At 59.7% G+C, this 21,895-nt stretch carries 20 protein-coding genes; 3 read left to right on the forward strand and 17 right to left on the reverse strand.

The window, feature by feature from the left end:
- Positions 1 to 5: 5 nt before the first annotated feature.
- From IB250_RS03585 to IB250_RS03650, 14 genes are all read right to left on the reverse strand, one after another.
- Complete coding sequence (locus IB250_RS03585) at positions 6 to 761, reverse strand: ABC transporter ATP-binding protein (protein WP_192343000.1); 756 nt, start codon at positions 759 to 761, stop codon at positions 6 to 8.
- On the reverse strand, positions 755 to 1,816 hold the full coding sequence (locus IB250_RS03590) for a FecCD family ABC transporter permease (RefSeq protein WP_192343001.1): 1,062 nt from the start codon (positions 1,814 to 1,816) through the stop codon (positions 755 to 757). The genes IB250_RS03585 and IB250_RS03590 overlap by 7 nt, the downstream gene beginning before the upstream one ends.
- The gene (locus tag IB250_RS03595) at positions 1,813 to 2,997 is read right to left on the reverse strand and encodes an ABC transporter substrate-binding protein (protein ID WP_192343002.1); all 1,185 of its coding nucleotides are present in this window, start codon (positions 2,995 to 2,997) and stop codon (positions 1,813 to 1,815) included. Before IB250_RS03595 ends, IB250_RS03590 begins: the two co-directional genes overlap by 4 nt.
- Before the next feature lie 63 nt (positions 2,998 to 3,060).
- Entirely contained in the window at positions 3,061 to 5,493 is a 2,433-nt protein-coding gene (locus IB250_RS03600; protein ID WP_192343003.1) for a TonB-dependent receptor, read from the reverse strand.
- A gap of 99 nt (positions 5,494 to 5,592) precedes the next feature.
- Positions 5,593 to 6,570 carry a FecR domain-containing protein gene (locus IB250_RS03605; RefSeq protein WP_192343004.1) on the reverse strand — a complete coding sequence of 326 codons (978 nt, stop codon included), beginning with the start codon at positions 6,568 to 6,570 and terminating at the stop codon, positions 5,593 to 5,595.
- Positions 6,571 to 7,086 carry a sigma-70 family RNA polymerase sigma factor gene (locus IB250_RS03610; RefSeq protein ID WP_008072357.1) on the reverse strand — a complete coding sequence of 172 codons (516 nt, stop codon included), beginning with the start codon at positions 7,084 to 7,086 and terminating at the stop codon, positions 6,571 to 6,573.
- Between the two features lie 80 nt (positions 7,087 to 7,166).
- On the reverse strand, positions 7,167 to 8,411 hold the full coding sequence (locus tag IB250_RS03615; protein WP_192343005.1) for an MFS transporter: 1,245 nt from the start codon (positions 8,409 to 8,411) through the stop codon (positions 7,167 to 7,169).
- A 65-nt stretch (positions 8,412 to 8,476) separates the two neighbouring features.
- Positions 8,477 to 9,031 carry a membrane integrity-associated transporter subunit PqiC gene (locus IB250_RS03620; protein WP_192343006.1) on the reverse strand — a complete coding sequence of 185 codons (555 nt, stop codon included), beginning with the start codon at positions 9,029 to 9,031 and terminating at the stop codon, positions 8,477 to 8,479.
- A gap of 17 nt (positions 9,032 to 9,048) precedes the next feature.
- Positions 9,049 to 10,704, reverse strand: coding sequence for an intermembrane transport protein PqiB (locus tag IB250_RS03625; protein ID WP_192343007.1), 1,656 nt, complete (start codon positions 10,702 to 10,704; stop codon positions 9,049 to 9,051).
- Complete coding sequence (locus IB250_RS03630) at positions 10,685 to 11,353, reverse strand: paraquat-inducible protein A (RefSeq protein WP_192343008.1); 669 nt, start codon at positions 11,351 to 11,353, stop codon at positions 10,685 to 10,687. The genes IB250_RS03625 and IB250_RS03630 overlap by 20 nt, the downstream gene beginning before the upstream one ends.
- Positions 11,350 to 11,946: a paraquat-inducible protein A gene (locus IB250_RS03635; protein ID WP_192343009.1), complete on the reverse strand. Its 597-nt coding sequence runs from the start codon at positions 11,944 to 11,946 to the stop codon at positions 11,350 to 11,352. Before IB250_RS03635 ends, IB250_RS03630 begins: the two co-directional genes overlap by 4 nt.
- A gap of 228 nt (positions 11,947 to 12,174) precedes the next feature.
- A complete protein-coding gene (locus tag IB250_RS03640; protein ID WP_192343010.1) occupies positions 12,175 to 13,476 on the reverse strand; it encodes an NAD(P)/FAD-dependent oxidoreductase in 1,302 nt (433 codons plus the stop codon).
- Entirely contained in the window at positions 13,473 to 14,561 is a 1,089-nt protein-coding gene (locus tag IB250_RS03645) for a polyamine ABC transporter substrate-binding protein (RefSeq protein WP_192343011.1), read from the reverse strand. Before IB250_RS03645 ends, IB250_RS03640 begins: the two co-directional genes overlap by 4 nt.
- A gap of 164 nt (positions 14,562 to 14,725) precedes the next feature.
- A complete protein-coding gene (locus tag IB250_RS03650; RefSeq protein ID WP_007900282.1) occupies positions 14,726 to 16,084 on the reverse strand; it encodes a glutamine synthetase family protein in 1,359 nt (452 codons plus the stop codon).
- Between the two features lie 164 nt (positions 16,085 to 16,248).
- Between IB250_RS03650 and IB250_RS03655 the strand changes: the two genes are divergently transcribed.
- Both IB250_RS03655 and IB250_RS03660 read left to right on the forward strand, forming a co-directional pair.
- Complete coding sequence (locus tag IB250_RS03655) at positions 16,249 to 17,175, forward strand: helix-turn-helix domain-containing protein (protein ID WP_008072346.1); 927 nt, start codon at positions 16,249 to 16,251, stop codon at positions 17,173 to 17,175.
- A complete protein-coding gene (locus IB250_RS03660) occupies positions 17,172 to 17,477 on the forward strand; it encodes a hypothetical protein (protein ID WP_192343012.1) in 306 nt (101 codons plus the stop codon). Before IB250_RS03655 ends, IB250_RS03660 begins: the two co-directional genes overlap by 4 nt.
- Here the strand turns inward: IB250_RS03660 and IB250_RS03665 are convergent.
- From IB250_RS03665 to IB250_RS03675, 3 genes are read right to left on the reverse strand one after another with little or no spacing between them, the layout of a single operon-like run.
- Entirely contained in the window at positions 17,467 to 18,516 is a 1,050-nt protein-coding gene (locus IB250_RS03665; RefSeq protein ID WP_192343013.1) for a DUF2955 domain-containing protein, read from the reverse strand. The two genes, IB250_RS03660 and IB250_RS03665, sit on opposite strands and share 11 nt — an antisense overlap.
- Positions 18,506 to 19,645, reverse strand: a complete 1,140-nt coding sequence (locus IB250_RS03670; RefSeq protein WP_192343014.1) for an HlyD family secretion protein — start codon at positions 19,643 to 19,645, stop codon at positions 18,506 to 18,508. Before IB250_RS03670 ends, IB250_RS03665 begins: the two co-directional genes overlap by 11 nt.
- 5 nt (positions 19,646 to 19,650) lie before the next feature.
- Complete coding sequence (locus tag IB250_RS03675; RefSeq protein ID WP_192343015.1) at positions 19,651 to 21,174, reverse strand: efflux transporter outer membrane subunit; 1,524 nt, start codon at positions 21,172 to 21,174, stop codon at positions 19,651 to 19,653.
- Between the two features lie 194 nt (positions 21,175 to 21,368).
- Here IB250_RS03675 and IB250_RS03680 point away from each other — a divergent pair, with 194 nt between their 5' ends.
- Positions 21,369 to 21,890, forward strand: a complete 522-nt coding sequence (locus tag IB250_RS03680; protein WP_192343016.1) for a transporter suffix domain-containing protein — start codon at positions 21,369 to 21,371, stop codon at positions 21,888 to 21,890.
- Positions 21,891 to 21,895 lie beyond the last annotated feature (5 nt).

The raw sequence follows: 21,895 nt of genomic DNA on the forward strand, positions 1-21,895 counted from the left end.
GGGTTTCAGACGATATCGTCGATCAGAATGTGGCTTTGGGCACGGCTGCATTTCTCGATCCGCGCTTCGACTTTGTAGACCTCTCGCAGCATCTGCTCAGTGATCACTTCATCGCTGGGCCCGCTGCCCTGGCTGGTGCCGTTGGCGATGACCAGCACCTGATCGGCAAAGCGCAGGGCCTGATTCAGGTCGTGGATCGCGATGAACACGATCACCTCGCGTTTACGTGCCAGTGCACGCATGAAGTTCAGCACTTGCACCTGCCGATGCATGTCGAGGGCGCTGGTCGGTTCGTCCATCAGCAGGATTTCCGGCTCGCGCACCAGGGTTTGTGCAATCGACACCAGTTGTTGCTGGCCGCCACTGAGTTCGCCGAGGTTGCGGAAAGACAGTTCGGTGATCCCCAGTGCGCTGAGGATATCGTCCACCCGTCTCAACTCGTCGTCGTGCACGACCCAGCCCGGGGTCAGTTGTTTGCGCGCCAGCAACACCGACTCGTAAACCGTCAGACGGGCGCTGGCATTCAGGCCTTGCGGCATGTAGCTGATGCCTTGTGAACCTTTTTTCGAGTCTTGCAGAATGACTTGTCCTGGCCCATCGATCAGCCCGGCGATGCGCTTGAACAGGGTCGACTTGCCCGCCGCGTTCGGCCCGACCACGGCGACCACCTGGCCACCGGTGAAGGTCGCGGTGGTCACGCCGCAAATGATCTCGCGCTGGCCGTAGCGGGCGCCAAGGTTCTCAAGCTGGATCTTCACCATGAGTTTTTCTTCCCGCTGAGAATCAGAGATATGAAGAACGGCACGCCGATCAGCGAGGTGACCACGCCTATGGGAAATATCGCACCCGGGATCAGGGTTTTACTGACGACCGAACTGGCAGACAGAATCAGCGAACCGGTCAGCAGCGAGGCGGGTAAAAAGAACCGCTGATCTTCGCCGATCAGCATCCGTGCGATGTGCGGCCCGACCAGCCCGATAAAACCGATAGTGCCAACAAACGCCACCGGAAACGAGGCGAGCAGGCTGACCATGATCAACGTCTGAAAGCGCAGGCTGCGCACGTTGATCCCGAAACTCGCGGCCTTGTCATCGCCCAGACGCAGGGCAGTCAAGGCCCAGGCACGTTTGGCGAAGATCGGCAGGGTGATCAGGATCACCAGGCAGATCACCCCGAGTTTCGGCCAAGTGGCTTTGGTCAAACTGCCCATGGTCCAGAACACCACCGCCGCGACGGCTTGTTCGGTGGCGAAAAACTGCACCAGCGCCAGCAGCGCATTAAAGGTGAACACCAGCGCAATGCCGAGCAGTACGATGGTTTCCGCCGTCACGCCGCGGCGCATGCTCAGGAAGTGGATCAGCAGGGCGGAAAGCATCGCCATGATGAAGGCATTCACCGGCACCATGTACTGCGCCGCCAACGGGAACAGCGCCACGCCGAAGGCCAGGCCCATGGCCGCGCCGAAACTGGCGGCGGCAGAAATGCCCAAGGTGAAAGGACTGGCGAGAGGGTTGTTGAGGATGGTCTGCATCTGCGCGCCGGCCAGCGACAACGCCGCACCGACCGCCACCGCCATCAGCGCCACCGGCAGACGGATTTCCCACATCACCACCCGCACTTGCGCCGAGGCGGTGTCCGGTGAAAACAGCGCGTTAAGCACTTCGCTCAAGCTGTAACTGGCGGGGCCCAGGGCCAGATCCAGCAACACGCTGCCCACCAGCAACACCACCAATGCCGCGAGGATCAGCCGTTTGCGCAGCACCAGTTGGCGATACGTGTCGCGCTGTACGATCTGCGCTTCACCCAGAGAACTCATTGACGGCTCTCCTTCAGGCTGACGAAGTAACCCGACTCGTACGGTACCGGCAGGAATCGCTCATGCAGTTCGCGAAACGAAGCGTCGGGATCAAGGTCGGCAAACAGCGTCGGGTGAAACCATTTGGCGAGTTGCTGGATGGCCACGAATTGGTAAGGGCTGTTGTAGAACTGGTGCCAGATCGCATGAAACGCCTGAGTGTCCTGAGCCTTGATCCCTGCATATGCCGGGCGCCGGGTGTACCAGGCCAGTTTGCGTCGGGCCTCTGTGAGGTCGGCGCCCGGGCCGACGCCGACCCAACGCCCACTGGGCGCGAAGGCTTCCCAGTTGGCACTGGTCACGACCACGTGATCCGGGTTGGCGACGATCACCTGTTCAGGGTTCAACTGGCCAAAGGTGCCCGGAATGATGCCTTTGGCGATGTTATTGCCGCCGGCCATCTCGACGAAACGACCGAAGTTCTCATTGCCGAAACTCAGGCAACAGTCGTCGGTGTAACCGCCGATACGCTCGATGAACACGTTCGGGCGCGGCGCTTGACTGGCCTTGATGACGTCAGTAACGCGGCGGATCTGCTGGTTGCGAAAATCGATGAACGCCTCGGCACGCGCTTCCTTGCCGAACAGCTTGCCGAACAGGCGCATGGTCGGTTCGGTGTTGTCCATCGGGTTGTTGCGAAAATCGACATAGACCACTGGAATACCCAAGGCGTCGAGTTTCTCGATGTAGCGAGCGTCTTCAGTGGCATGTTGGGCTTCGATGTTGAGGATGATCACGTCGGGCTGCTGCGAGATCGCTTGCTCGATGTCGAACGTGCCGTCTTCAAAGCCGCCGAAGGTGGGGATCTTTGCGATGTCGGGGAATTTGCGCAGGTAGGCGCCGTAGGTGTCCGGATCGGACTGGATCAAGTCTTTGCGCCAACCGACGATGCGCTCGATCGGGTTCTGCGTATCCAGCGCGGCGACCAGGTACAGCTGTCGACCTTCGCCGAGAATCACCCGTCTGACCGGCAGGTGCACCTTGACCTCGCGGCCCAACAAGTCAGTCACCGTGACTGCTGCAGGGTCTTGAGCGGCGGCGACTGCATTGCGCGGCGCCAGTGAAAAAAACAACGCCACGCCCAGCACTCCTGCCAATAGCAGGGCAACGAAGGCGTGGCTGTGTCGATGAACAGATGCCATGGTTGAAGCCTTTACAGGGCCAGCCCCAGCAGCGGCTCAGGCCACTGCTAGGGCTGAACATTTTCAGAAATCGACGGTGGCCGACAGTTGCAGGGTGCGCGGCGAACCTTGGGAGAAAGCGCCATAAGACGCGACACCGGACCAGTACTCACGATCGAACACGTTCTGCACCGTCGCCCGGAACGTGGTCGGGCGTTCCGCGATGCGGGTGGCGTAACGCGCGCCAACATCGAAGCGGGTCCATGGATCGAGTTCCTGGGTGTTGGCCTGGTTCACGTATTGGCTGCCGGTGTAGATCGCGCCGCTGGTCAGCGTCAAACCCTCGACCCACGGGGTGTCCCATTCGGCCCAGAGGTTGGCCTGAACCTCGGGCACACCCACCGGTTTATTGCCACGATTGGCGGCGGTGCCGGTTTTGGTCAGTTCGGCGTCGAGCAGGGTCACGCCACCGAGCAGGCGCGTGCCCTGGGCGATTTCACCGAACACGTTCAACTCGACGCCACGGTTGCGTTGCTCGCCTTGCACCGAGAACACGCCGTTGGCCAGTTCGCCGCTGGGCTTCTTGATCTGGAACAGGGCGAGTGTAGAAGTGAAGGTGCCGTAGTCGACCTTGACCCCGACTTCCTGTTGGCGGGAGATGTAAGGCGCGAAGATCTCGCCCGAGTTCGAGGCCGTGGCCGGCGCGATGTCACCCTTGCTCAAACCTTCGATGTAGTTGTAGTAGAACGAAACGTGATCCCAGGGTTTGACCACCACCCCGAACAGCGGCGTGGTTTCGCTTTCATCGTACGAGGTGGTGACCACGCCGGCGGTGTTGTAGTTATCGGACTGGATATTCTGCTTGCGCAGGCCGAGGGTGACCTGCAAACGTTCGTCCATCATCGACAGGGTGTCGGCCAGGGCCACGCCGGACAGTTCGGTCTCGGAGACTTTCAGTGCATCGGGGCTGGCAATCGACGGTTTCGGACGATCGACCGGGTGATACATGTTCGATAGAACCGCCGGCCCGGAGTTGATGCCCCTGGACAGTTCGTCGCGGTAACGGGTGACTTGCACGGTGGTGCTGTGGCTGATCGGGCCGGTGTCGAAGCGCAGACGGGCACCGGCATCGACGGTGTAACGCTCGACTTCGAATTTGTAATAGCCGGGAACCGAGCGCGTATCGCCAGCGCTGTTGAGGATGGTCGGGGTCTGGTCGGACATTCGCGCGACATCCGACTTGCCGCCGCCGGCGTGGGCAAACACGGTCAGGGCGTCGTTGAGGTCGTACTCGGCGCCGAACAGGGCGGATTTGTCACGGGTTTCAGACCAACCCCAGTCCTGGCTGACGTTGGTACGGCCATTAGCTGCGGAGGGAATCTCCACGCCGGAAGCGACGAGGAACGGTCGTGACGCAGCGTCGAATTGTTCCTTCTGGCTGATCAGGTCCAGGGTGGTGCGCAGGCGGTCACCCTGATAGTCCAGCGAGATCGAACCGATATCGACATCACGGGATTGATCGTCGATGGCGGTGTCGCCTTGCTGGGTACTGCCATTGATGCGCACGCCGAACTGGCGTTCCTCACCGAAGCGCCGACTGACGTCGATGTGCCCGCCGATCTGCGAATTCATGGCGTAACTGGCGGTGAACCGGGTCAGGTCTTCATCGAGAGAGCGCTTGGGCACCACGTTGATCACGCCACCGACGCCGCTGTTGGGTGACATGCCGTAGAGCAGGGCGCCAGGGCCTTTGATCACTTCGATGCGTTCGGCGTACTCGGTGAACACCCGATAGTTGGGGGCCACGCCGTACACGCCGTCGAACGCCAACTCACCGAGGTTGCCTTCTCCCACCGGGAAGCCACGGATGAAGAACGAGTCGACGATGCCACCGGTCTGGCCCGTGGAGCGCACCGAGGAGTCACGCTCCAGCACATCGGCCACGGTGACCGCCTGCTGATCCTTCATCAGTGCCGAGGTGTAGTTGCTGACGCTGAAGGGCGCGTCCATTACATCTTTGTTGCCCAGCATGCCAAGGCGCCCACCACGAGCGACCTGACCGCCCGGATAAGCCGGCGGCAGGCTATTGGTGCGAGCGTCGATGCCATTGACCGTGGTTTCGTCAAGGGTCAACCCGCCTGCACTGTCGGCCGGACGCGGTGCCAGGGTATAGCTGCCGTCATTGCGCGAGACGATTTCCAGCCCGCTGCCGGCCAGCAATCGGCTGAGCGCTTCCTGCGTCGAGTAAGTGCCCGACAGGCCCGGGCTGGTCAGGCCTTCGGTCATCGAGGGCTGAAATGACAGGGCAATGCCGGCGTCCACGGCAAATCTCGACAACGTTGCACCCAATGGCCCCGGCGCGATGTTGTAGGCGCGGGTGGCGGTGGCATCCAGCTGTACCGGCGCGGCGGCCGAGGCAGACGAGCAGACGGCACCGGTCAGGGCAAGGCTTAGCAACGCGCTACGGACAGCCAGTTTCAACGAGCGATCCGAACACTGAGGGCGTGCAACGAACATGGAGTGATGACCCTTTCGACGAGGTTGAGAAGTTCTTCCTTCCCTAGCCAGTCGAGATCAAAAAAAGTATCACCTGCGCCGCAATATTTTTTTGCGAGCTCAGGCGGGAGAAAGCGTGACCAAATAGCCGTTTAAATGCCCGGTGGCGATCACCGGGTACGTTTGCACGAGCATGTTCAGGGTGCGTTGCGTGTCGCTGATGGGGAAGGCGCCGGAAATGCGCAGATCGGCAATGGCCGGGTCGCAGCGTACGAAGCCTTTGCGATAGCGCGCCAGTTCGGCGAGGAAGTCGGCCAGACGTACGTTGTCAGCCATCAACATGCCTTGAGCCCAGGCGCTGACTGCGCTGTCCACCGGGTTCAACCGGCCAAAGGCTTGCGCGGAAAAATCGGTGCGTTGCCCGGCATTGACGATCAATGGGGCGACGTGACTGTCACGGGGCAACTCGACTCTGACTGCGCCGTCCAGCACGGCAAGGTGGGTGCGGGTCTGCCATTGGCGAACGGTAAACCGTGTGCCCAAGGCCTGCATGCGCCCCTGACGGGTGCTGACCAAAAAAGGTCTGGCCTGGGACAATACATCCGGCGCGGTTTGCACCAGAATTTCGCCTTCGCGCAAGTTGATCAGTCGCTGGTGAGCATCGAACAGCACATCGATGGCGGTGTCGGTATTCAGGGTGATGTGCGAACCGTCGGCCAAGGTCATTTCACGACGTTGGCCGACGGCAGTCCGGTAGTCGGCCGTCCATTGCTGCGATTCCACCAGTTTCCAGCTGCCCCAGCCGGCGGGCAATACCGCGAGGATGGTCGCCAGTTTTGCCAGTGCGGTGCGTCGCTCAGGATTGCTTGGGCGATCCAGCGCCGACATCGCCAGCGACGGTGGCAGCCCACCGAGCTTGCTTTGCAGCAATTGCGCACGAGCCCAGGCGCGATGACGCTCGGGGCTGCTGACGCGCCAGCATTCCCATTCAGCTCGCTGGGTTTCATTGAAGTCGCTTTCGCTCAGACGCATCAGCCATTCGGCGGCTTCTTCGAGAATTCGCGGATCGATTTGCGCGTCACTGTGGCGAGTCGACATTCATTCCACCAGCATCAGGCATTGCACGAAGGCCTGCTTCATGTAGCGCTTGACGGTAATCAGCGAGACGCCCAGTTGTGCGGCGATGTCCTCGTATTTCAGCCCGCCAATCTGCGATAGCAAGAACGTACGCTTTACCAGCGGCGGCAGGGAATCGAGCATTGCGTCGATTTCGTGCAGGGTTTCCAGAACCATGAAACGCAGTTCGGGGGAGGGCGCTTCGGGCGCGGGCAGCAACGCCAAGGCATCCAGGTAGGCGCGTTCGAGCGCCTTGCGCTGATACCAATTGACCAGAATGCCCTTGGCCACGCAGCTCAGGTAAGCCCGAGGCTGCTCAATGACCGCGACCCGGGAAGCGAGTATGCGAGTAAAGGTGTCCTGTGCAAGATCGGCCGCATCCATGGCGTTGCCCAGTTTTTTGCGCAACGTGGCATACAGCCAGCCATGATGGCCGCTGTACAGGGCCTCGATCATGCGCAGGTGATTGTTGTGAGTCGCGGGCAGGGTATCGCTCATGGATGATAATTTTTAGCGATTGAGAAGTATTCCCAATGCTAGTTGACTGTGACCCTGCGGCGCAAGAGGGGCCTGCAGGATCAGTCGCCCGGGGGCACCTGACTCGGTTGCATCACCACTGGCCAATAGCGCAGGGCGACAATCGGTATCAGCGCGACCACGTAGGCCAGGCAAACAAACAGGTAGGTGTATTGCAAACCATAGACCTGGCTGAACAAAGCACCGGCCGAGATGCCCGCGATGGAGGCGAGTTGCGCGGTACTTTGGGCAATTCCCAGCACGTAACCCTGCTGTGAGCTGTCGGCGGTTTTCGAGATCAGTGCCATCAGCACCGGCGTCGTCGCCCCAAGCAGCACGCCCCACACGAAGTAGGCAATGACAAACACCACCGGGTTGCGGGTGATGCCGGCCACGGCGGTCAGGCCGATGCAACCGATGACAATGTAGGTGATGCGGTGCAGGGTTTCCTGCTGGCTACGGTGTTCGAAGTAGCGCGACCACGGCGTCGCCGAGATGATGAAACCCAGGGCCAGCAAGCCGTAGCACAGGCCAACCACCGAGTTGCTGACCTTGAACACCGAACTGACATACAGCGAGAACGAAGTCTGCGGCAGCATTCGCGCCAGCAACAAAATTCCCATCACGCCCAGCAACGACAGCAGCGGCGAGCCTTGCCACACACTACGTGAACGCTTGACCGGTGCAGTGGCATCCACCACTGGTGCTTTCTTCACCGGCGGCACATCCGGCAAGGTCACGGCCGCCACCACGGTGCAGATCGCACAGAGGGCCGAGGCAATGATGTTGATCCAGAAGAAGGTCGCGTAATCGAGGATCAGCCCGCCGACCACGGCACCGAGCAATGAACCGACGTTGGTGGATATTTGCAGGATTGCAAACAGCCGCGCCCGGCGTGAAGGCGCTTCAATGCTGACGCCGTAAGCCTGGGCCGGGGCGATGTACCCGGCGAACGCGCCCTGCAAGAAGCGCAGGAGCAGGATCACCCAGATATCGCTGCAGAGGGCCAGCCCAAGCTGGGTCAATGACAAACCGGCCAGGGCGCGGATCATCATCAACTTGTGGCCATACCGGTCGCCGATACGGCCCCAGAATGCGCTGGTCAGAATAATCCCCAGCATCGGCCCGACGTAGACGGCGATACTGGCGAAGCTGAACACCGACTCCGACGACGTCAGCCCACGCAGATGGACGGGCCAGAACGTCCCGCTCATTTCCATCGCGCCCATGGAGATGAGCTGGATCGCGAACAGAAGATAAATCAGGATTCTTACGCTTGAACCCTGAAGGGTAGCTGTATGGGACATCGGTCAGCCTCGGTGGTTGGGCGGCATCCTACGTGCTTTGCCACCGAGGGAAAACCGCGCACTGGCTACTTGACCGACGGACAGCCCCGTGAAGATCCGATTGCAGCCTGACTGATGGCGGCAGCTAACCGTTTCACATTGTTCTGATGGGCGAGCACCAGCTCATCGATGCTCGGGCCGGCGGGGGTCTGCAACGTGCTGCGACAGGTGATCAGCGCAGCATCGCCGGGACTTAGACTGCGCAGGCGCCATTTGACGTCGATCAGCGCGTATTGACCGGGGATCGAATCAAAGCGCTGCACGTCCAGTCGCAACGACACTCTGCGTTGCAGATTGCTGGTGACCAGTTGATCGACCAAGGCGCTGCGCAATTCATCCACCAGACTCGCCGCCCACCATTCGGTTTCGAGGATCGCCAGGCCACTGTTACCTTGGCGAATGACAATCTGCGGCCGATCGACCTGGGGCGGCACCGTGATGCCTTCAATCTGAATCTCCGCGCCGCCGCTTGCGCCGCTCAGTTGGGTCGGGGTCAGGGTATGGAACTGAATCGGATCGCTGCGGCAAGCGGTGAGCAGTAACAGCGCAGTGACCAGCGAGATCTTCAGCGGGAAAGCCATGGGTATTGCTCCTGTGGTCAGTTGCGCGGTGGCGCCTTCATATCCATCGGTGCGGCGTTGTCGGGACGACCGCGAATCAGTGATTCCGGATGCCGGCCCAGGTAATCCGAGAGTTCACGCAAGGAGCGTGACATGCGCCCGAGTTCGTCCAGGGTCTGGGTCAACTGCTCCCGTTGCGGCGAATCATCGGCCAAGGTCGAACTGGCCGATTGCAAGGCCTTGCTGACGTCCCCCAAGGTGGTCTGCACGCCGGGCAGGGTCCTGGCGTTGAACTGTACGAGGCCCTTGCGCAGTTCGACGAGGTTGCTGTCGAGATTGCCGGCAATGCGGTCAATCGGTAGCTGGTTGATCTTGTTGATCATGTTTTCCAGTTTTTCCTGTAACTGCTCGAGGCTGCCAGGAATGGTGGGGATGGTGACGGGGCGGGCGGTTGGATCGAACACGACTTTCTCTGCGTCGGGGTAGAAGTCGAGCGCGATGTAGAGCTGGCCGGTCAACAGGTTGCCGCTACGGGCCTGGGCTCGCAGGCCGTTTTCGATGAAGCTGCCCATCAGCCGCACACCAGCGGCTTCGTCATTAGGGTCATGCTTCAAGGCCTCGAGCATTTTGGTATGAGCCTGACCGAGGCGTTGCGGGTAGATCACGATGCCGACATTGACCGGGAAGCTGCGCTTTTTCGCGTCGAAATCCAGATTGACCGAGACGACTCTGCCAAATTCGATGCCGAGGAACTCCACCGGCGCGTCGATCTTCAGCCCGCGCAAGGCCTGATCGAAGCGCAAGCTCAGGAACTGCCCCTTGCCAAAGGGGGGCGCGAGGGCGGTTTGTTGGTCTTCGAACAGGTCGAAGGCTTTATTCTCGCTGGCTGGCTGATCATTGGGGCTGTATTCCGGCGCGCGAAACGCGATGCCGCCCACCAACAACGAAGACAGGGATTCGGTATTCACCGCAAAACCATTGGCACCCACGCTCACATCGATACCACTGGCGTTCCAGAACCGGGTGTTCTGCGTGACGAAGACGTCATTGGGCGAATGCACGAAAATTTCGATGTTCACCCCTTTGCCGTCGGCATCCAGCGCATACGCCACCACTTGCCCGACCGGAATCTTGCGGTAATAGACGGGGGAGCCGATGTCCAGCGAGCCCAGGTCCTGGGTGCGCAGCATGAAGCGCTTGCCCGGCTCGCCATAGGTAATGGGCGGCGGGTTTTCCAGACCAATGAAATGTTTGGAACGGGCATTGGCCTCGCCGATGTCAGCGCCAATGTAATCGCCTGACAGCAGGGTATCGATGCCCGAGACACCGCCGGCACCAATGCGTGGTCGCACGACCCAGAATTGCGAATCTTCGCGGGTGAAGTTTTCAGCCTGTTTGTCGAGTTTGATCGTGGCGTTAACGCTTTTCTGATCGTCGCTCAGCTTCACTTCAGAGACATGGCCGATGACCACGTTGCGGTATTTGACCTCGGTCTTGTTGGCCGTAAGACCGCTACCGGTCTTGAACGTGACGGTGATGGTCGGGCCTTCCTGCATCATGCTGTGTATCACCAGGGAGATCCCCACCAGCACCGCAACGATCGGCACAATCCACACCAGCGAAACGCTGAAGCGACGGGTCTTGATACTGGCCTGGCCGGGGTCTTGCGGCCCATCAGTGGCTTGCGACTTCATCCTTGACCTCCTCGTTGGGTGGGTTGGCCCGCTCGTTATCCCGCTCTTTATCCCAGATCAGCCGCGGATCGAAACTCATGGCAGACAGCATGGTGAATACCACCACCAGACCAAAAAACAGAATACCCAGGCGCGGTTGAATATCGCCCAGCGCCTGGAATTTCACCAGCGCGGCGACCAGTGCGACAACAATCACATCGAGCATCGACCAGTAGCCGATCAGCTCGACGAAACGGTAAAGCTTCGAACGCTCCTTGCGCGCCCAAAGGCTGCCGCGTTGCACGGTGATCAGCAGCAGGGAGAGGGCAACGAACTTGACGCCTGGTACCGCGATGCTGGCGATGAAAATAATCAGGGCAATGTCCCACGCACCGTGCGCCCAGAACTCCAGCACACCGCTCATGATGGTGCTGTCGGAGCCGTTGCCGAACAGACTGGTGTTCATCACCGGCAACAGATTGGCCGGGATATAAAACACCAGCGAGGTCAGCAAATAGGCCCATGTGCGGGTCAATGAATTGGTTTTGCGAGCATGCAAGGGCGCACCGCAGCGTGGGCATTCGTGAGGGTTATCCGTTATGTCGCAGGCCAGGCCGCAGCTATGGCACAGGCACAGGTTGAGTTCGCTGGCGAGCGGTGGCCTGTTCATAAGGTGTCCCACAATTCCCGGACATCGCGCCCGGCGATGCGGATCAGTAGCAGGCTGAGGACAGCCAGGGCAAACAGGCCAAGGCCGGGTATTACATCGAGCAAACCTGCCAGTTTGAACACCGCCACCATTGCCCCCAGCAGACAAACCTCGAGCATGCTCCAGGGTCTGAGGGTTTCGAGCCAGCGCATGCACAGCTTGAAGCCTGGCGAGCGCCGATGCACGAGGGCGAAGCTCAGGACCCAGATCAGCAACACCAGTTGAAAAAGCGGCGCGATGATGATCGAAATCGCGGCCACCAGCGCAATAAAGGTGATCGGCCCCTGGCTCAACGCCAATACCGAATCCCACAGCGTCGCACTGTTTTTCAGGCCCTTGAGGCTGATGCTCATGACGGGATAGAAGTTGGCGAAAATCCACAGCACCGATGCCGTGAAGGCCAAGGCCAGACGCTGCTCCACCGACAGTCCGTTATAACGCTGCAGCACGCCGCCGCAGCAGGTACACAGGGCTTTCTGATGTTTGGCGAGCGTGACTTTTTCATACACGCAGTCGCAGTGCTCGCAGATGATCAGTTGGTCAGTCGTAGCCATAGGCCGCACTCGCCAGGAGGCAGGAAAGTCAGAGCACTCCCTCAATATAGAAGTGACTTGCGATTGAGCAAATAAAAGACTGATCAGGGTGGACGATGAATTCCCTGTAGGAACTGCCGCAGACTGCGATCTTTTTACTTTTAAAAGCAAGATCAAAAGATCGCAGCCTGCGGCAGCTCCGGGGGAGGTAGTCAACCGGGGAATTTTCGGCAGCGCCTGGAAGGGTCGTCAGCCGAGCAATTCGCGCAGGCGATACCAGAACATGCCGAGGGCCAGCAGCGGTGAACGCAGGGCTTTTCCACCGGGAAAGGTCATGTGCGGGACGGCGCTGAAAACATCGAGCCCCTTGCTGTGCCCGGCATGAATCGCTTCGGCCAGCAACCGTGCGCACCAGTGGGTCACATTCAGGCCATGACCGGAGTAACCCTGGGCGTAGAACACGTTCGGGTACTGGCTCAATCGTCCGGCCTGGGGGAAGCGGTTGGCGGTGATGCCGATCATGCCGCCCCATTGATAGTCGATGCGCACATCCGCCAATTGCGGGAAGACCTTGAGCATTTTTGGCCGCATATAAGCGCCGATATTCTCCGGATCGCGCCCGGAATAATGGCAGGCACCGCCGAACAACAAGCGTCGATCCGCCGAGAGCCGGTAGTAATCGAGGCCGACTTTCTGGTCGCACAGCGCCAGGTTCTGCGGGATCAATTGCGCGGCAACCTCAGGTGCCAAAGGCTCGGTGGCGATGATGTAACTGCCGGCCGGTAAAACCTTGCCGCTCAGGCGTGGTTCGAGTTCTTCCAGGTGCGCATTACAACCCAGCACCAGACTGCCGGCGCGAACCGTGCCGCCGGCGCAACGAACCTGCACGGTGCTGCCATGGATCAACTCCAGCACCGGGCTTTGTTCGAATATTCGCACCCCGAGGGATTCGGCAACGCGCGCTTCGCCAAGCACCAGATTCAGCGGATGCAAATGACCCGAACCCATGTCGATCAGGCCGCCGGCATAAACATCGGAGCCCACCACTTGCTGGCGGATCTGCTCGGGGCCGACAAGTCGGGTTTCATGGCGGTAACCCAGTTCGGCAAGGTTTTGCCGTTCCGCCTTGAACGCCTCGTACTGCGCCGGGGTGTTGGCCAGCTCGCAGAAGCCCCAGCGCAGGTCGCAATCGATCCCATGCTCACGGATGCGATTGCCCACCAGTTCCACTGATTCGATGCCTGCACGCTCTAAATAGCGCACACCGTCCTGGCCGACATAACGGGCGAAACCGTCGACGTCATGACCGATGCCGCGGATCAACTGCCCGCCATTACGCCCACTGGCGCCCCAGCCGATCCGCCGGCCTTCCAGCAGAATCACCGAGAGCCCGCGCTGCGCCAGTTCGATCGCGGTGTTAACCCCGGTAAAGCCGCCGCCCACCACGCAGACATCGGCCTCAAGATCCGAACCCAGCGCGGGGTAAGGTGTCATGCCCTTGGCCGATGCAGCGTAATAGGAATGAGCGTGTTCGTTGTCGTACTGATTCATTGGTTGGACTTCACTTTGCTCCAGGAGCGGGTCATCAGACGCATGATCGGCTGGGGCGGGGTGGTGGAGATGTAGAGTTTGTCGAGCACTTCCTGAGGAGGATAGACCTCTGGATTATTGACCAGCTCGGTGTCCATGTATTGTTTGGCCGCCGGGTTTGGATTGGCGTAACCGACCGACGCGCTGACCTTGGCGATTACCTGCGGATCCAGCAGGTTGTTGACGAACGAGTGAGCCTCTTTCGGGTTGCTGGCGTCGGCAGGAATCGCTAGCAGGTCGAACCAGAGGTTACTGCCTTCCTTGGGGATCGAGTAGGCGATATTCACGCCGTTTTTCGCTTCCTTGGCGCGGTTCGCCGCCTGGAACACATCGCCCGAATAGCCGAATGCGACGCAAATGTCGCCATTGGCCAGGTCCGACACGTATTTGGACGAATGGAAATAGGTGATGTAAGGCCGAATGGTCATCAGTTTGGCTTCGGCCTTTTTAAAATCCTCGGGGTTTTCGCTGCGTGGGTCCATGCCCATGTAGTTCAGGACCGCCGGGAACACTTCATCGGCCGAATCCATCATCGACACGCCGCACTGACTGAGCTTTTTCAGGTTCTGCGGCTCGAAAAACACCGCCCAGGAATCGATGCGATCGATGCCCAGCACTTGCTTGACCTTGTCGACGTTGTAGCCAATGCCGTTGGTGCCCCACAGGTACGGCACCGAATGTTCATTGCCCGGATCGTTTTTTTCCAGCAAGGCCAGCAGTTTCGGGTCGAGGTTTTTCCAGTTGGGCAGTTGCGAGCGATCCAGTTTGAGGAACGCGCCGGCCTTCACCTGGCGTGCGAGGAAGTGATTGGAGGGCACCACCACGTCATAACCTGTACGACCGGCGAGCAGTTTGCCCTCCAGGGTTTCGTTGGAATCGAATACGTCGTAGATCACTTTGGTCCCGGTTTTTGCCTGGAAGTCGGCGAGGGTGGTCTCGCCGATGTAATCGGTCCAGTTGTAGACGCTGACCTGTGACTGAGCCTGCGCACCTGCGCTGAACAAGACCGCCAGCGTGACCGGGACCACGGATTTCAATAGACGCATATCGACACCTCTTTTAGTTATTGAATTTCTTCAGGCGTTTGATCGTTCCCACGCTCTGCGTGGGAATGCAGCCCGGGACGCTCTGCGTCCCATTGGAACGCGGAGCGTCCCTTGAGGCATTCCCACGCGGAGCGTGGGAACGATCATCATGGGGCCGTTACTGACTAAACGCTGAGCAGCAGGAACTCACGCTCCCAGGAGCTGATCACGCGCTTGAAGTTTTCGTGTTCGGCCCGTTTGACCGCGACGTAACCGCGCACGAATTTGCTCCCCAGATAGCGCTCGATGGTTTCGCACTCTTCCATGCGCGTCAGTGCGTCCTCGATGGTGATCGGCAGGCGCAGATTGCGCCGCTCGTAAGCACGGCCCTGCACCGCGGCGCTCGGTTCGACCTTTTCGACCATGCCCAGATACCCGCACAACAGGCTCGCGGCAATCGCCAGATAAGGGTTGGCATCAGCACCCGGCAAGCGGTTTTCCACGCGCATGGCGTCCGGGCTGGAGGTCGGCACGCGCAGGCCGACGGTGCGGTTTTCTTCGCCCCATTCAACGTTGACCGGCGCCGAGGTGTCAGGCAGGAAGCGGCGGAACGAATTGACGTTGGGCGCGAACATCGGCAGCACTTTGGGAATGTACTTTTGCAAGCCGCCGATGTGGTGCAGGAACAGTTCGCTCATCTGCCCGTCGGCATCGGCGAAAATCGGCTGGCCGGTGGCAATGTCCACCACGCTCTGGTGCAGGTGCATGGCACTGCCGGGCTCGTCGCCGATCGGTTTTGCCATGAAGGTCGCGGTGACGTTGTGCTTGAGTGCCGCTTCGCGCAGGGTGCGTTTGAACACGGTGATCTGGTCCGCCAGATCCAGCGCGTCGCCGTGACGGAAATTGATTTCCATCTGCGCCGGACCGTCTTCGTGGATCAGCGTGTCGAGGTCCAGGCCCTGTAGTTCGCACCAGTCATAAACGTCTTCAAACAATGGATCGAACTCGTTGGCGGCGTCGATGGAAAACGACTGACGACCGCTTTCCGCACGGCCGGAGCGTCCCAGTGGTGCCTTGAGCGGCAAGTCCGGGTCTTCGCAGCGCTGGGTCAGGTAAAACTCCATTTCTGGCGCGACAATCGGCTTCCAGCCTTTGTCGGTGTAGAGCTGCAGCACTTTCTTCAGCACGTTGCGCGGCGACAGTTCGATGGGATTGCCGAACTTGTCGAACGTGTCATGGATCACGATGGCGGTGGGTTCGATGGCCCATGGAATGACGTAAACCGCATCGGCGACGGGCTTGCAGACCATGTCGATGTCCGCCGGGTCGAGCAGGTCGTAGTAGATGTCGTCGTCAACAAAGTCCCCGGTTACCGTTTGCAACAGCACACTTTCCGGCAGGCGCATGCCTCGCTCATGCAGGAATTTGTTGGTGGGTGCAATCTTGCCGCGAGCAATGCCGGTCAAGTCGCTGACCACACACTCGACCTCGGTAATCTTGTGATCTTTCAGCCACGTGAACAGCTGATCGAAAGGGGCATTCATAAAAACCTCATTATTGGTTTGATTAACGCCGGGGAGGGACGCGGCTTCATCCACCGAACACTTCCCCTGTGGCGCGTTGACGACTATCTTGGGTGAGCCTTGCCGTTCCATCTATCCACTTTAAACCGCACAAAGCGCACCAAAAGAGTGCGCGAGGCACCCCCATGACAGCGTGCAATCCGTTGCAGGTTCAAGCGTTCAACACCGCCGATGTGGCCGAGCAAATCCGCGCCACACCGGGTTGGGTGCAGCACTATCAGCAAATGTCCCCGGGGCATTTCGCCGGAAGGGTGCGCTATCTGGATTTGCAAGGCGTCGAGATTTACGAGGAACAGATGAACACCCGCGTCGAGCAGAATTTCAGTGCCCCGCAAGGCTCGCTGGCGTTCTGTTTCGATCGCAGCGACAACTCGCTGTACGTGTTGAACGGTGAAAGCCGCAATATCTGGATCACCCCGGAGAACTACCAGGAAATCGCCGTGGTGTTCGGTCCGGAATTCGTTCAGCGCCATGGCCTGGACGTGGCGCGACTTGAAGGCTTGTTCATGTCGCCGCTCAATTCAGGTCAGAACGCGCTGTTCAGCCGCTGGTTGAGCGGGACGTTGACGCGGCTGACGCAGACGCTGGATCCACCGAGCAAAGAGGCGTTGACCCAGCAACTGTTGGAGGACTGTTTGTACATCCTCGATAACGCCTGTGTGTGCCTGGATCGCGCAGGTTTGCAGCGCCGGGCGGAGGAGCGAACGATCATGAAACGCGTCGCCGAATGGGCCGCCGATACACCGGAAGAAACCCTCAATTTGCTGGAGCTGTCCCAGGTGGCCGGGGTTTCGCTGCGTCAGTTGCAGCATGCGTTCAAGGCGTATACCGCAATGACACCCACGCATTGGTTGCGCTTGCGTCGGCTCAACAGCGCGCGCCGCGAATTGCTCAGGCGAACGGCCGGGGAAACCACGGTCGCGCAAGTGGCGATGAATTGGTCGTTCTGGCATTTGGGACGGTTTTCCAGCAGTTATCGAGCGTTGTTCCAGGAACTTCCCAGCCAAACGCTGGCCCGCAAACACAGTGGACCGTGTCGGAGATCATCATGAGTCGGTTATCGTCTTTCAGCCTGTGTGCCGTCATGTTGATGGTCTATACGCCGGTTCAGGCCGAAACGATCGTGCCCATGAACGGGCAGAGTTCCCAACAAACCCAACTGGATATCAATGATTGCAGCAACGTCACGGCCAGCCAGAGCTCCTCTGGCCCGCCAGCCTCGGAGGGTGCTGCGGTGGATGCTACGCAGGTACTTGGACGTCAACATGACGAGTTTTATGAGCCGGTCGAGGTCGATGTGAAACAGCACTATCACAGCTGCCTGCAAGGGCGGGGTTATCAGATCACTCCGTGAGCTGAGTGACACGTGGATTGCGCTGCCGCCGATCAAGTAGGTGGACCATCAGCAAGGCATAGAGCGTGAGGGCGATAAACAATCCCATGCGCACGGCGAAGGCGGTATAGACGTCTTTCCCGGCGAGGCTGTCCTGAACCGACTGACCCAGCAGGATGATCAGCGTGACCAGGCTGTTGAGCCAGAACCCCGGGGTTTGTCGGGTCGGGCTCAGGGCATAGAGCTTGCGCGCCAACAGCAAGCCGAACAGCAGCATCCACAGAAAGAACATCCACAGGTGCACAAACAGGCTGAGCGCGCACCAGAACCCAACAGCCAACAGGCCACCCATGAAGGTCGAACCGAGCAATTCATGAGCAGCGTTGCGCGTCGTTGTCGTCGAACTCTGTTGGCCAAGACTGACCGCTTTCAAAATGATCGGCAGATAGCTCGCCGGGTCGATCAGGGCCAACAGGAATGCCGGTATGACAATGAGGGTTGCACGCAGTGCAACCCTGCTAACTTCTTGCGCCGGCAAAGCGCTGGCGGCGGGTGGGGAAGGCGCATTGGCGGGGTCGGGAAACAGCCAGTGACTAATCCCCACAACGAGAACGGCGAGGATCAAGCCCTTGACCAGGGCACCGATGACCATCATCGCCAGATCGAACTCGGCGACGCCGGCCGAAGAAATCATCGTCAGGCCAATGATCATGAAGGTCATGATCAAGGCGTTGCCGCCGCGCAGGCCAAAACCAAACGCCAGGAACATACTGACGCCAATCAGCAGCACGCCGGTAATCGGGTAGTAACGCAGGATCGGAATCAACAACAGGCCGACGCCGGTGGTTAACATCGCAGCCAGAGCGAGAATCAATCCGGCCTTCAATGGCAGCGGCCGATTGAGGGAAGCCAACAGCAACACGGCCAGCACCGGCGCGAGAAAAGGGATCGGCAAGCCCAGGCCGAAGCTGGTCGCCAGGCACAATGCGGTGCCTGTGCCCATACGCAACGCACGCTGAACCCGGGGCGTGCGCTGGGTAGGCACGCCCTTAATAGGCATAGCTCAGCCAGCTCATTAGCCCCACGAACAAACGACCGAGCAGGTTCAATGGGTTGTCTTGAGTCGGGAATGCCATCACTTCAGCCTGCCCACCGGCACGGATGGCGCGGCTGGCGAACAGCGTTTTCCTTGAGTCCTCGGAGAACTCGATAATCACTGGAAAACGCTGGGCCGGACGCAGCCAGTCGCGGCTGTTCTGCACACTGGGAAGGCTGCCGGGCGCAGTACTCTGACCGACGCTGACACCGTAGCCGACACTGCGCACACGCCCCTCGAAAACCCTCCCCGGCAGGGCATCCAGCACGATCGAAACAGGGGTGCCGACCTCGACCAGGCCAAGGTTGTTTTCGGTCATGTCTGCGCTGATCCACACATCGTGGATGGCAATCAGGGTCATGACCGGGCTGCCGGCAGTGGCGAACTGTCCGACATCGGTGCGCAGGTCGGTGATCAGTCCCGCCGACCGTGCGTGAATCTGCGTGTTGGACAAGTCCAGTTCAGCTTTTGACAACGCCGTGGCGGCGCTGCGCAACAGCGCGTTGTCTTCTTCGCTGCCGCCTTCCTGTTCCCGTGCCCGCTGGACTTCGGCACGGGCTGCGGCGACCTGACTGATGGCCTGCTCACGGCTGGCCCGAGAGACTTCCAGCAGGCGCACGGAAATGGTGCCAGGGTCTTCGCGGTACAAACCTTCAAGGCGCTGATTGTCCTGCCGCGCCTTGAGTTCATTGGCCTGGGCGGCGCGCAAATTGGCTTGAGCCGAAGCAATGCCGGCCGTGCTGGCACCGATCTGCCGGCGTGTCGATTCAAGGTCTGCGCGTGCGCGGTCGACAGCTATTTGATAGGGCTGCTGATCCACTTCAAACAGCACATCGCCCGCCTTGACGTCCTGGTTGTTGCGCACATTCACACGGATCACCTGGCCCGCCACTTCTGAGGCCACCGGAATGACAAAGGCGCCCACCCGAGCCTGTTGCGTATACGGTGTGAAACGGTCAGCCAACAAGTACCAGGCCAAGCTGAAGACGATCAGCAGCATCACCCACTTGATGCCCTTTTTTGCAGGATCGGCGGCAGGCTCGGATGCCTTGGGGGAGGGCGCCTCAGTGACGGGCGGCGAGGGTTCAGTCATCGGCTTTAACCTTCTGGCTCGGGATAAGAGGCTTGCGAAGGGGCTGGCTCATTCAGCAGGTTGCCCCAGTCGGTGCGTTGTTCCATTTGCTGGCGAGTGTTTTGATCGACTGTCGGCTGGGCGCTGTACCACCCGCCGCCAAGGGCTTTGTACAGGGCGATCAGGTTGCTCACGGCATTACTGCGGCTGAGCAGGTAATTGTCCTGCTGTTCGAGCAATGCGCGTTGAGCGTCCAGCACGCGCTGGAAGTCCGAGTAACCTTCCCGGTATTGGGTGCTGGCCAGGCTCAACGAACGCGCGGCGGCGACCTGTGCTTCACCCAGGATGCGCTCGCGTTCCAGTGATTTGATCAGGCTGCTGGCGGCATCATCGGCCTCTCGTGCGGCCTGGCGGACTTTGTCGCGATAAACCTCAATCAGCTGCTGCAACCGCGCATCCTGTATGCGCACGTTGTTGCTGATCTGGCCGTGGTCAAACAGGTTCCAGCGCAAACTGGGACCGCCGATCAGGTCCAGGCTGTTGGAGGTGCCGCTCAACGTATCGGTGGTCCAGACGATGCTGCCCAGCAAGGTCAGCGACGGATAAAAGTCGGTTTGTGCCACACCGATCAGTGCCGACTGGGCCGCGACATTGAGCTCGGCGGCGCGCACGTCCGGGCGACGCAACAACAGGTTGGCCGGCACGTCTTGCAGCACGGCTTGGTCCACCAGCGGGATCAGTCCCTCGTTTTCAAGCAATTGGGGCAGGGCGCTGGGTGGCTGTCCGATCAGCACAGCCAACGCGTTACGGGTGCGCACTACTTGCGCCTCAAAATCCGGAATGCTGCTCAAGGTGCCCAGGTATTGGGTCTTGGCTTGTTGCAAGTCGAGTTCGGCGCTCTGGCCACTGTTGAACAGTTTTTCGGTGATCTCAAAGTTGCGCTTTTGCTGTTCGGCGTTTTCTCGGGCGACGCGCAAACGCGCTTCGGTGGTGCGCAACGAAAAGTAGGTATCGGCCACCTGAGCACGCAACAGTACAAGAACGTCTTCATAGTTGGCTTGGGCCGCGAAGTAACTGGCATCGGAGGACTCGATGGCTCGACTGAAACGCCCCCAGAAGTCCAGTTCCCAGCCGACATCAAAGCCCGCGCTGTGTTGCCAGAAGTGGCTGTCTTGCGGGTTGCTGCCACCGGATTGCTTGCGGTTGAAGTACAAGCTGTCCGCGCTGGCCTGTTGCAGCTGCGGATAACGCCCGCTTTGCGCAATGCCCAACCGGGCACGGGCTTCCATGACGCGGAGGCCGGCAATTTTCAGGTTGGAATTGTGCGCATCCGATTCGGCGATCAGCGCATCGAGGACCGGGTCGGCGAACACTTGCCACCATTGGCGAATGTCGGGATTCAGGCTTCGTTGGCTGGCTTGCTCAAGCGCGGGGCTGCTCCAGAGTTTTGTCCAGGCCTCGCCGGGGGCCTGGAAATCCGGTCCCAGACGGACACAGCCGCCAAGGCCGAGGGCGCATAGAAGAAGCAGCCGGCCCGAGCACGTCAGCATCGGTGCACTGATGGTAGATCTTGGGAAAACGTCATCCGAACATACCTAGTATTGAAATGGCGTTGGTTACCGGTTCGCTTAGGTTAGTACAGCTCGGACAAATACAAGGTCATGTTGAATGATCCGGGATCAACTAACTGCTACGCTTCTGAAGATCCATTAATCCCGGCCAAAAAATGAAGGTTAAGAAGACCATGAGCAACCCTCAGGATGACAATGCACCTGGTTCCGCTGGTTGGCGCTTCAAACTGGGCATCGCGATTATCTGTTTGATGCTGGGATCCTGGCTGATGGTGCCTCTCGCTGCCGCAGTGGATGTGCCCGGCTCAAAGATCGCGGCACTGACAGGCGTTTTGTTTATCAGCAACAAAGTTCTGTTAATTCTCGTCATTGCCATTATGGGCAAGTCCGGCTTTCAGCAACTCAAGCGCAGCATGTTCGGTTACGTCTCCACACTTGCACCGGCAGACGTGGAAGTAGGCCCGGCTCGCCATAGAATCGGCCTCGTGATGTTTTGCTTGCCACTGATCTCGGGATTTCTCGAACCTTACATAGATACTATCTGGCCGGGGCTGAGGCCCAATATCTGGCAGCTCCAGGCGCTGGGCGATGCCATGTTGATCGGCAGCTTTTTCGTGCTGGGGGGGAATTTCTGGGACAAGGTACGCGCGTTGTTCATTCGCACGGCACGTGTCGTTAATACGAGCGCGGTGTGAATCAC

Source organism: Pseudomonas sp. PDM09 (genome assembly GCF_014852305.1).
Taxonomy (GTDB): Bacteria; Pseudomonadota; Gammaproteobacteria; order Pseudomonadales; family Pseudomonadaceae; genus Aquipseudomonas.